The sequence below is a fragment of the Providencia sp. PROV252 genome, from assembly GCF_033676005.1.
Classification (GTDB): domain Bacteria; phylum Pseudomonadota; class Gammaproteobacteria; order Enterobacterales; family Enterobacteriaceae; genus Providencia; species Providencia vermicola.
The window spans coordinates 1-11569 of sequence record NZ_CP096295.1; the positions used below are offsets into that span (position 1 = coordinate 1).

The window sequence follows — 11569 nt, forward strand, 5'->3', positions numbered from 1 at the left end:
CTCACAGGCCGCTGGTGGCGTGGCCTACAGAGGATTGAGGTGAGTTTGAAAGGGAGGAAAGTGAGTTTGAAAGGGAAGAAAGTGAGTTTGGATGGGATTTGGGTGTGGTACAGTGGGAAACTCGGTGAGTCTGAAAGGGGAAAGCCGAGTTTTTATTCACAACCATGAGGGGTTATGGTTTGATGCAACAAAATTGTAGTAATAACATCCTGTTATTCAAGGATGCGATACCTGCTGACGAAAATTCGTCACACAGGAAACTCACAATAACAAACAGTTCGAGTGTTCAACCCGTCTCGTTATTGCGGCTTGGCGTGTTTACACCGAATATCCGATCGAAAGGAAAGGTTGGTAAGCCGTTGGACGCGAGCGAATCGCTCAGCTACCTGGAGTATGCCCGTAGTGAAGGCTACACCAACGTGGTGATCACCGGTCCACAGCTTAACTATTTCATTGATTTTCGTTGCTGGTTGGGGATTATCCATGCGTTTAGCGCATGTCCTGATGCTCTGCATGGAAATAAGATCAAGGTTAAATTCAGCGAGTTCTCGCAGTTCTGCGGGTATCCATCGAAGCGGCTAGATTCGAAATTGCGTAAGGAGATAGCCGACTCGTTAACTCGAATCAGGGCAAAGACCATCACATTCACAACGCCAGGTACCAAGAAGTTTTTGGTAACAGGCTTGCTGTTGAAGGCAGAATTTGATGTTGTCGATGATCTGGTTGTACTGGAAGCAGATGAGCGCCTTTGGGAGCTCTACAGCAATGACCACTTAAGTTTGTTACGACGCAAGCCGCTAATGGCACTGCCGAGAAATGAGACAGCCCAGGCGCTGTATACTTATTTCGAAGCGTTGCCACGACAGCCTGCGCCAATCCAAATGTCGAGGCTTCGTGAACGCTTGATGATGAATGGTAGGGTCGCAGACCAAAACCGTAAAATCACCGACGCTCTCAACGAACTGAATAGTATTGGCTATTTGCAATACGAGGTCATCAAGGCTGGACGGGACTCGGTCGTGCATGTTCACAACCGAAACCCGACGTTGGATTAAGCGAGTCATATCGGAAACCCGTCGAAAGGCGGGTTTTTTATTTGGTAAACAAAACGAATGAAAGAGTGAGTTTGAACGGGTAATTCTGATAGGAGTAAGCTTGAGAAAGGTGAGTTGTGGTGGGTATGCGTCCTGTCCAAAGTGAGTCGTAGCGGGTAACCTAGCGATAAAGTGTGTTATAGCGGGAACTGATCGGTTAAAAAGAGAACAAACTCAGGAGTTTTAGACAAGAAGCGGGCTGTAGGGACATAAAACAGGGTAAAAAATCAACATTATTCCCTTGCCATCCCATCCAATCACACCTTTTTCGTCAGGCCTTGATCAACAAGACTATATTTCCCGTTCAAACTCACCGAAACTAAGTATATATTTCCCGCTCAAACTCACTTTGGTGAGATTCGGGGCATGGTCTGAATGCAATAAAACAATAAAACTACCCGTTCAATCTCACCTTTTGACCTGGTGGCGAAAATTTCGTCACGGGCTTGGCTGGGGATACTATGGTATCAGGAGGAATTATGAATCAATTTGGTGAACAGCTGAAGCTGTACTCTGATCGCCAGCGCGATGAAAAAAAGCGGACGGCATTGGATGTTCAATACGTGCAGTCCGAAGGAAAAGAAGGTTTTCTGACGCTGAATATCTCGATGGCACCCATGACATTGGAAGGGCGCGATGTGCTCTGGGATCAGAAAATCACGATACAACTGTCCCGGTATGAATTGACCGCATTTTGCGGCGCTTTATTCGGGCTTGAAAAAGAAATGCGTGCTAAGTTCCACGGCGCGAACAAAAACAAAGGCTTTGTGGTAAATAACAATGGGTCAGTGGGTTGCGGCATGACGATCTCTGAAGCCGGGAATACAATGACATTCATGTTAGATCATGCTCGGCGAATAGAGTTGGGCGCTTTTGTACTGCGACGTCAAGCTGAAGCTTGGAAAATGTCAGCCAGTGATGTGTTGGCAATCATGCGTCAGTCGGTCAGTATCAAAAAACAGTGAGTTTGCTGAGGGGCAAACTTTCTGTTTGTGCTCCGTGGGGGAGCGATAAAAGGGGGTAAGTGTTGAAAAAGCCATTCCTGCTTCTGGCTGGTATGCTCATGTTGACAGCAGAGCTCCATGCCTCAGTCGATACATCCGATCAGCAACAGGACTCTCGCATTAATCAGATCGGTGCAAGCCCTGTGGAAACTCGGCCGTATTCTGAAATCAAACATCACGTCCATGATGGCCCGGTCGAATTATTCCTGGTTGAGGAAGTGACTTCCGTTGACCAGTCGCTGCACACCGTCGTTATTTACGACGGAAGCCGATACGAACTGAAAGGGCAGGTGGATTGGCTCAGTCCTGGAAAAGGCAACATGCCTCCTGGTGGCTGGGCATTCACTGTCTTCGCCTCTACAAAGGAAACATACGCTTGCTCGCCGGAGGTGGTGCAATCAGGCAACGGTTCATGTGTGCTGTTTGTGCCGAAAAATGAAGAAACACCGCTGTAAAGTCACAGCCCTGATTATCACAAATTTACAGACGATAATCAGGATGACGTTTCCACGGGCTGACAGGGAGGAAACCTAAAAGCCCATAAATTGAAGGTAGTCGGTATACCAGGATAATTATCCATTGTTGGGGTAACCGGCACGGCGACCGCCACCCGTAAGGGTTTTACAAACGAGTTGAGCATATGAAAATCATGATCAGGGTAATCGTATCTGTAGTGGCAATGGCCGTTTCCGCTCAGGTTGTTTCGGCAGAAATGCAATCGGTGAATTTTGTGGTGCCATCTTCAGTGGCAAATCAGGATCCGACCGGCGTAAAAAAATTACGCATGAATTTGGACCGGTTTTTTGTTAATTCTCTGGTCGAAGGGGAGCAGCAGCAACTGGTACAGCCGGTTTATTTTGAAGGGCCATATCGCTATTCACTGATCCGTGCCTTTGATGGCAATAACACCGTTATTCATCTGGCAGGCAGTAAACATGTTTTATCGGGTGTGTCGGGCAGGTTTACGCCTATGCAGGCGGGTAAAAAACTGGTGGCGTTACGTGACAGCGAAGACACCGTCTTGGTTTGTCAAGAGAGAGTGCTGCGGTTGAAGTTCGCTAAATGCTGGCAGGTTGTTCACAGTGATCTGCCGCTCGCAGTGATCCCAGAAGAAACCGAGTGAATGCATCGTAAAGTGGTCACTTTCGATCGCGCTACGTGAAATCCGAAGGAGTTTGCGGATGATTATGGCTGAATCGGTAGAATTACCGAGCTTGATTTCGTTGGGTATTACAGTTGCCAGTGCTGTGTTTTTTGTTTACTTCTGGAATAGGGATAGGCTGGGTTTTTTGTTGGTCCCGACGTTTTTTGTTTTTCTTTTGGCTTTGTCGGTCTTTTTGACTTGCTGTATGCTGCCAACTGTCAACACTGAAGACACGAAGCAAGCTAAGCATTATGCGACAGAATGCGTGTTGTTAGAAATGGGCATACCGACCCAGTTCGGCAGAATGAATAAACTGAAATGCCACGAGATCATCGAGCATGTTGGAACGGACTCTTACCAGTGGCATATGGCTCTGTACGAAAAGCTGAAGCAGAAAGAAAAGGTATAAAAAATCTGCGATCGGCGATCGGTGTGATATGCTGATGGCAACTGAAGTAGCGAGCGTGTCTGAGGGGACGCGCCGCGCGAGGGGTTCCCCCAGAGCGGGGTAGATTAAGCCACCAGCAAAATGCCGCACTAATCATGCGGCATTTTTGTTTCTAGCCATACATCACTTTAATGTAACTTCAGATCTGGAGTCATTCAGATATTTCAGGCATAAAGCTTTAAAGTCAGACTTCCATTCCTCAATTCGAAAATCATAGCGTTCTTGAAATGCACTTGTCTCTGTGTACATGGAGAACGCATAATTCTGATATAACTTTAGGGCAGTGACTGGCTGGTTAAGAGAGAAATATGCGTCGATGCATTCTTTCATCATCGGGTAGTTATGATTGGTTTTTGTGCCGCCGAAATTTAAGTCAAGCCCACCACTAGTGACTTTTTGAATAACAGGATCTGAGCTGAGCTCTGAAAAATCCATGCCTTGCTTCAAAAAATAAAGCACTTTGTCATGCGGTACTCCGAATCCCCAGTTCGACACATAAGAATTTAAGGCGGCTTTGATACTCAGAAGTCTATTTTTCGATTGTTGATATAAACCGGCTAAAGCGAGCCAGTATTCGCTGGATTCTGTGAATGAATTACAGGCCATTAGGCCGTAATGAATTGCATCCTCGATCTTTTGTTTTTCGCGAAAATGCTGTGATTGCTTAAACAAATTAACGGCAAGCAGGGGTTGTGTGCCCATTTCATCGAAAAGTCCAAAGTTTGCTCCTAGCCCTGTAATATCAAGGGCTACAGATAGTGTGTTATACGACAGTATTAACACTTGATACTATTACATTGAAAAATTAAAGGTTCTAATTTCCTCAGTAAGGAATTATCAATAAATAAAGATAGCGTTCGTTTAGATAATTCATAGGCCAATATATATGTTTTGACGAATGTATTTCCTTGGTATATCTTACACACATTAAATATAGGAGAAAGTATGGAACCACTACTGCTGTTTAAAATTTTAGCCGACCAAACCAGACTGGATATCGTGCTACTGCTAAAAGCATCTGGTGAACTGTGTGTTTGCGACATCTATACGGCCTTGAATTTATCGCAACCAAAGACTTCTCGACATCTAGCAATGCTTAGAGAGTCGGGTCTTTTGCTCGATTCAAAACATGGTAAATGGGTTCATTATCGATTATCTCCAGCATTACTACCGTGGGTGAAAAGTATCATTGATGTCACCTATGCCACAGAGAAAAATAGAGTTGCAGATTTACTCAAAAGCTTAGAGACAAAAGAACCTGCGAGTAGCTGTTCTATATAAAAATTTTTAAGTTAACATATTCGAAAAAACATATATAAGGTTGAGATATGAAAAAATTAGAAGTCTTTGATCCCGCATTATGCTGTAGCACTGGTGTTTGCGGAACCGAAGTCGATCAAGCATTGGTAGACTTCGCAACAGATGTGGATTGGTTAAAAAAACAAGGGGCAAGTATAAGGCGTTTTAATTTAGCGCAAGAGCCTATGGAGTTCGTTAACAACACAAAAGCAAAAACATTTTTGGAAACCGCAGGCGCCGAGTCACTTCCACTATTGATTCTTGATGGTGAGATTGTGCTGACTGGTCGATACCCAAAACGACATGAGCTAGCAAGATGGTTTGGTATTCGGCCGAATATTGAAAAAGCCGAAATTGTTAAATCGTGTTGTGGTAATGGTAAAACGTGTTGTTAACAGGAGCAATAAAATGAAATTTTTAGATAACACACCTAATTATTTATTTTTTACTGGAAAAGGTGGTGTGGGTAAAACTTCTATTTCTTGTGCGACCGCAATTAAGTTGGCTGAAAAAGGGAAAAAAGTCTTACTGGTGAGCACTGATCCAGCTTCTAACGTTGGGCAAGTATTCTCTCAATCGATAGGCAACAATATTAAGCCAATAACATGGGTTCCAAATTTATTTGCTATTGAAATAGACCCTCAAGCTGCCGCTGAAGAATATCGAAACAAAATTATTAATCCAATCAAAGAAAGTTTACCTGAAGCGGTAATTCAAAGTATTACGGAACAGCTATCAGGTGCCTGTACCACAGAGATTGCAGCTTTCGATGAATTTACTGGGTTGTTAACCAATACCGAAATTACAAAGCAATTTGACTATATCATTTTTGATACCGCACCAACGGGGCATACCATCCGTTTATTACAACTCCCGAGTGCATGGAGTGATTTTATTACTGATAATCCTGATGGTGCGTCATGTTTAGGGCCAATGTCTGGTCTTGATAAACAACGTGAACAGTACAGCATGGCGGTGGAAGCGTTGAGTGATAAATCACTAACAAGGTTAGTATTAGTTGCACGACCTCAATCAGCGGCATTGAGAGAGGTTGCGAGAACCTATAGCGAGTTGTCATCTCTGGGTATCAGAAATCAGCAATTAATTGTCAATGGTGTTTTCCCTGAAACGGCGGTGACTGAAAATGATAAGTTATCCCATGCGCTCTACTCTCGTGAACAAGCGGCATTAGCATCTATGCCTGAAGCACTACGCTCGTTACCTGTCGATATTATTTATTTACAAAATATCAATATGGTGGGTGTCGATGCACTGAAGCAGTTGTTATCTAATGAGATGCCACAAATTCCAACTATTACCCCGACAAAACAACCTATTTCTTTACCCACCTTGTCAGAACTGGTTGGCGAAATATCTCAGCAACAGCATGGGCTGATTATGTTAATGGGCAAAGGTGGTGTAGGGAAAACAACGATTGCGGCATCAATCGCGGTTAAATTGGCAGAAAAAGGGCTTGATGTACATCTGACTACATCCGATCCAGCCGCGCATATTGAATCAACCCTCGATGGTGTTTTACCGAATCTTCAAGTTAGCCGAATTGACCCTATCGCTGAAACTGAACGTTATCGTCATTATGTCTTAGAAACAAAAGGGAAAGATTTAGATGCAGAGGGGCGCGCATTACTTGAGGAAGATTTGCGCTCTCCTTGTACTGAAGAAATTGCGGTATTCCAGGCTTTTTCTCGCATCATTAGAGACGCGGGTAAACGTTTTGTCGTCATGGATACTGCGCCGACTGGGCATACATTATTACTTCTGGATGCAACAGGGGCATACCATAAAGAAATTGCTAAGAATATGGGTGAAAAAGGCCACTATTTAACGCCGATGATGCAATTACAAGATCCTGAACGCACCAAAGTCATTATTACGACACTCGCTGAAACAACGCCTGTGCTTGAGGCGGAAAATTTGCAAAATGATTTAATACGGGCAGACATACATCCGTGGGCGTGGGTAATCAATAACAGTCTATCTATCACGGAAACAACCTCACCATTGTTACTTTCAAGAGCAGAACAGGAAGTCGCTCAGATTGAAAAGGTGACATCAACATTGGCAAAACGTGTTGCTATTGTTCCTTTGCTTGAAACAGAGCCTGTGGGGATATCTGCATTAAGTCAGCTCGCAGAATAAGTTTTATTTTCTAAAAATAAAAGGTGCGGAAAAGCACCTTTTAAATGAGGTTGTTATGTTTATTGCCGCATTCATTTTTATTTTAACGATCACCTTTGTTATTTGGCAGCCCAAAGGACTGGGTATTGGCTGGAGTGCTACAGCAGGGGCTGTATTGGCACTGATCTTTGGTGTGATCAGTTTTCAAGACATCCCGATTGTTTGGAACATTGTTTGGAATGCCACGGCGACATTTGTCGCCGTAATTATCATTAGCCTACTTTTAGATGAAAGTGGTTTCTTTGAATGGGCGGCATTACATATTGCCAAGTGGGGCGGGGGTAAAGGAAAACTGTTATTCAGTTATATCGTGTTACTTGGTGCAACGGTTGCGGCCTTATTTGCCAATGATGGCGCAGCATTGATATTAACGCCCATTGTGATTGCGATGTTATTGGCACTTGGTTTCAACAAAGGCACGACATTAGCCTTTGTCATGGCTGCCGGGTTTATTGCAGATACGGCGAGCTTGCCGCTGATTGTTTCGAACCTCGTGAATATCGTTTCTGCGGACTTCTTTAATATTGGATTTACTGAATATGCATCGATTATGGTCCCAGTGGATATTGCAGCAATTATTGCAACATTAGCGATGCTGCATTGGTTTTTCCGCAAAGATATTCCTAAACAATATGATGTTACCAAACTGAGTGAACCGACTTTAGCCATTAAGGACATGACAACGTTTAAAGCAGGTTGGCTGGTATTGGTACTGCTACTTATTGGTTTCTTTGTCTTAGAACCATTAGGTCTTCCAGTGAGTGCAATTGCGGCTATTGGCGCCTTAATTCTTTGGGTGATTGCAGCCAGAGGCCATACGATTAATACCCAAAAAGTATTACGTGGCGCACCGTGGCAAATCGTCATTTTCTCTTTAGGTATGTACTTGGTTGTTTATGGTTTAAGAAATGCAGGGTTAACCGATTATCTTTCTGAAACGCTCAATTACCTTGCAGACAAAGGGTTATGGGCAGCAACAATTGGTACGGGATTTATAACTGCATTTTTATCCTCAATAATGAATAATATGCCAACGGTATTAATTGGTGCTTTATCCATTGAAGGGAGTGAAGCGTCAGGGCTAATTCAACAAGCAATGGTTTATGCCAATGTGATTGGTGCCGATTTGGGGCCTAAGATTACACCTATAGGGAGTTTGGCGACGTTGCTGTGGCTGCATGTTTTATCACAAAAGAACATGAGCATTACATGGGGATACTATTTTAAAACAGGGTTCATCATGACACTCCCTGTACTTACCGTCACTCTCGTTGCTTTAGTGCTTCGACTTTCACTGTTAAATTAAGGCTAACCGAATGAATGAAATTACCATTTATCACAATCCAAATTGTGGCACTTCACGCAATACGCTTGCTATGATCCGCAATAGCGGCGTTGAGCCAACGATTATTTATTATTTAGAAACACCGCCGACTAAAGATATGTTAGTACAACTTATTGCTGATATGAATATTACGGTAAGGGCGTTACTACGAAAAAATGTTGAACCGTATGAACAATTAGCTTTAGAAAATGATATTTATACCGATGACCAACTGATTGATTTTATGTTGCAGTACCCAATACTGATTAATAGACCCATTGTTGTTACGCCAATAGGAACTAAACTTTGCCGACCTTCAGAAGTCGTATTGGATATATTACCTCATCCGCAACAACGTGAATTTATCAAAGAAGATGGTGAGGTTATTGTTGATAAACAAGGCATTAGAGTAAAGTAAATCACTGACGATATTTATCATGATGAGCGTACCGATGTATGGCATCAGTACGCTCATGTTAATCCGGTACTTGCTTAAGGTCGTTGATATTGGTATTTTAAAAAAATATACTATTCATAGGAACAGCTGATCATATTATGCGCCTTACTCCACCCTGAGATACCCCCTTCCTTTTAGGTTGATACTAAATCAGCCAATTTCCACATCCCTTCTTTGGGATAATTTCGTTTATTTAAAATATACTCTCCCATCTTGGGATTGATAGATTACAAGGTAGTCTAATATGCTTTTGTCCTCCTCTCGTCAGGACTGGCTGGGTAACATCCGTGGGGATGTCCTAGCCGGTATTGTTGTTGCTTTAGCGTTAATTCCTGAAGCCATCGCATTTTCAATTATTGCAGGCGTCGACCCCAAAGTTGGGTTATACGCCGCATTTTCTATTGCGGTAATTATCGCTTTTATCGGGGGGCGCCCCGGCATGATTTCATCGGCAACTGGTGCAATGGCACTTTTAATGGTCGTTCTGGTGAAAGAACATGGCCTTCAGTACCTATTAGCTGCGACGGTATTAACCGGGATATTTCAAGTTATCGCAGGATATTTAAAGCTCGGTAATTTAATGCGATTTGTTTCACGTTCGGTGGTAACGGGATTTGTTAATGCGCTGGCTATCTTGATTTTTTTAGCGCAACTCCCTGAATTAACCAATGTGAGTTGGCATGTTTATGCGATGACCGCGGCAGGCTTAGGGATTATCTATCTGTTTCCATTAGTCAATAAAACCATTCCGTCTCCATTAGTGTGTATTGTTGTATTAACGATAATTTCAATATGGCTTGGTCTTGATATCCGAACGGTTGGTGATATGGGCGTTCTGCCTGACAGTTTGCCTATCTTTCTTTTGCCCGATATTCCCTTGAATATTGAAACGCTACTTATCATATTACCCTACTCATTAGCGCTTGCTGTTGTTGGCTTATTGGAATCAATGATGACTGCAACGATTGTGGATGATTTGACGGATACAACCAGTGATAAAAATCGAGAATGTAAAGGGCAAGGCATTGCCAATATAGCCACTGCATTTATTGGCGGGATGGCAGGATGTGCGATGATCGGTCAATCCATTATCAATATAAAATCGGGTGGCCGAGGTCGATTATCGACACTGGTTGCGGGTGTTGTTTTATTACTAATGGTGGTTTTTCTTAATGATTGGGTATCAAAAATCCCTATGGCGGCGTTAGTTGCTGTGATGATTATGGTGTCAATTGGGACCTTTTCTTGGCAATCCCTTGCCGATATACGAGTCCATCCGCTATCGACCAGCATCGTTATGATAGCCACCGTCATTGTTGTCGTTTGGACCCATAATCTGGCTTACGGGGTACTTGTCGGGGTGCTCATCGCAGCGCTTAATTTTGCCAATAAAGTCGCGAGATACATGACAGTTACATCAAGACTAGACAGAAAGGTACGTCATTATGAAGTTCGGGGACAAATTTTCTTTGCCACATCGGAACGCTTTGTTAATGTCTTTGATTTTAAAGAAGACATTGATAAAGCGATTATTGATGTGAATCATGCTCATTTTTGGGATATCACTTCCGTCAGCGCGTTAGATAAAGTGGTGATTAAGTTTCGACGTGAAGGCATTGATATTGAAATTAAGGGGATGAATGAAGCCACTGCAACGTTGGTTGATAAGTTTGGTATTCATGACGACCCGGAAAAAATTGAAAAATTCATGGGAGGTCATTAATTATGACAGCAGATATCATTCAAAAAACTTGCGTAATTGGGTGTATTGACCGTTCGCCCTCGGCGATTGCCGTTTGTCACGCAAGTACTTGGATAGCTCAAACACTCAAACTTCCGCTGACACTGTTACACATGAATGAAAAAATCTCGACATCAGCACACCATGATTTAAGTGGGGTCATTGGATTTGATACCCGAGAAACTTTATTGAATGAACTCGTGGATATTGAGGAAAAGCGGGCGCGTTTAACCCGTGAGGAAGGCCGACAATTATTGATGAGTGCAAAAGAAATCACTCAAGATTTAGGTCTTCTTGATGTTAATACACTTCAGCGGCAAGGAGCTTTAGCCGAAGTGCTAAATCAAGATGATACGCATATTGTTGTACTCGGTCGTCGAGGCGAGCAATCTGAATTAACGGGGCATATTGGCCGTCAACTCGAAGGCATTATTCGTCTTCAAAAAAACTCAGTGCTTATCTGTAAGCAAAATTTTACCCCACCAAAAAAGATGATGATTGCGTTTGATGGAAGTGAGGAAGGTGAACGCGTCATTCATCGGTTAACACAAGTGAAATTATTAGCCGGTAGTGATTGCTATCTGGTAATGCACGGTAACCAAGACAGTCAACTCAAAAAAGCACAAAACCGACTTCATCAAGCCGACATTAAGGTGAAAGCCAATTTACTTGAGGGTGCCGATAGCATCGTTGATGAATTGTGTAACTTTGCAGTACAACACCATATTGATTTGATCATCATGGGGGCTTTTGGTCATTCGCGAGTGAAGCAATTTTTTACCGGAAGTCATACGACAGAGATGATACATAAAACGCCCGTGTCATTACTCATCATTCGTTAGTTTTTTCGTCTATTGTC

General features: G+C 43.0%; 13 protein-coding genes. 12 read left to right on the plus strand and 1 reads right to left on the minus strand.

The features are described 5' to 3' along the window. Positions 1-182 precede the first annotated feature (182 nt). The 5 genes from M1F05_RS21125 to M1F05_RS21145 all read left to right on the plus strand — a co-directional run bounded on the left by M1F05_RS21125 (position 183) and on the right by M1F05_RS21145 (position 3651). Entirely contained in the window at positions 183-1055 is an 873-nt protein-coding gene (locus M1F05_RS21125) for a RepB family plasmid replication initiator protein (protein WP_052219406.1), read from the plus strand. A gap of 518 nt (positions 1056-1573) precedes the next feature. After that, positions 1574-2059 (plus strand): hypothetical protein, encoded by a 486-nt coding sequence (locus M1F05_RS21130; RefSeq protein ID WP_226617273.1) that lies wholly within the window; start codon positions 1574-1576, stop codon positions 2057-2059. Between the two features lie 62 nt (positions 2060-2121). Beyond that, positions 2122-2553, plus strand: a complete 432-nt coding sequence (locus M1F05_RS21135; RefSeq protein ID WP_144138807.1) for a hypothetical protein — start codon at positions 2122-2124, stop codon at positions 2551-2553. Between the two features lie 185 nt (positions 2554-2738). Beyond that, positions 2739-3221 carry a hypothetical protein gene (locus tag M1F05_RS21140; RefSeq protein ID WP_042847038.1) on the plus strand — a complete coding sequence of 161 codons (483 nt, stop codon included), beginning with the start codon at positions 2739-2741 and terminating at the stop codon, positions 3219-3221. A 58-nt stretch (positions 3222-3279) separates the two neighbouring features. Further along, complete coding sequence (locus M1F05_RS21145; RefSeq protein ID WP_042847037.1) at positions 3280-3651, plus strand: hypothetical protein; 372 nt, start codon at positions 3280-3282, stop codon at positions 3649-3651. A 162-nt stretch (positions 3652-3813) separates the two neighbouring features. On the opposite strand, the gene M1F05_RS21150 is transcribed toward M1F05_RS21145, so the two are convergent. After that, a complete protein-coding gene (locus M1F05_RS21150) occupies positions 3814-4473 on the minus strand; it encodes a tetratricopeptide repeat-containing protein (protein WP_206086749.1) in 660 nt (219 codons plus the stop codon). A gap of 162 nt (positions 4474-4635) precedes the next feature. Here M1F05_RS21150 and M1F05_RS21155 point away from each other — a divergent pair, with 162 nt between their 5' ends. The 7 genes from M1F05_RS21155 to M1F05_RS21185 all read left to right on the plus strand — a co-directional run bounded on the left by M1F05_RS21155 (position 4636) and on the right by M1F05_RS21185 (position 11552). Continuing rightward, positions 4636-4971 carry a metalloregulator ArsR/SmtB family transcription factor gene (locus M1F05_RS21155; protein WP_042847035.1) on the plus strand — a complete coding sequence of 112 codons (336 nt, stop codon included), beginning with the start codon at positions 4636-4638 and terminating at the stop codon, positions 4969-4971. Positions 4972-5018: 47 nt separating this feature from the next. Further along, on the plus strand, positions 5019-5384 hold the full coding sequence (gene arsD, locus M1F05_RS21160) for an arsenite efflux transporter metallochaperone ArsD (protein ID WP_042847034.1): 366 nt from the start codon (positions 5019-5021) through the stop codon (positions 5382-5384). 13 nt (positions 5385-5397) lie between these two features. Continuing rightward, positions 5398-7149, plus strand: a complete 1752-nt coding sequence (gene arsA, locus M1F05_RS21165; protein WP_102140129.1) for an arsenical pump-driving ATPase — start codon at positions 5398-5400, stop codon at positions 7147-7149. A 55-nt stretch (positions 7150-7204) separates the two neighbouring features. Beyond that, positions 7205-8494 carry an arsenic transporter gene (locus M1F05_RS21170; RefSeq protein WP_237072379.1) on the plus strand — a complete coding sequence of 430 codons (1290 nt, stop codon included), beginning with the start codon at positions 7205-7207 and terminating at the stop codon, positions 8492-8494. 10 nt (positions 8495-8504) lie between these two features. After that, positions 8505-8930: a glutaredoxin-dependent arsenate reductase gene (gene arsC, locus M1F05_RS21175; RefSeq protein WP_042849113.1), complete on the plus strand. Its 426-nt coding sequence runs from the start codon at positions 8505-8507 to the stop codon at positions 8928-8930. 283 nt (positions 8931-9213) lie between these two features. Further along, a complete protein-coding gene (locus M1F05_RS21180) occupies positions 9214-10692 on the plus strand; it encodes a SulP family inorganic anion transporter (protein WP_042849112.1) in 1479 nt (492 codons plus the stop codon). Between the two features lie 2 nt (positions 10693-10694). Beyond that, positions 10695-11552 carry a universal stress protein gene (locus tag M1F05_RS21185; protein WP_052219461.1) on the plus strand — a complete coding sequence of 286 codons (858 nt, stop codon included), beginning with the start codon at positions 10695-10697 and terminating at the stop codon, positions 11550-11552. Positions 11553-11569: the final 17 nt, after the last annotated feature.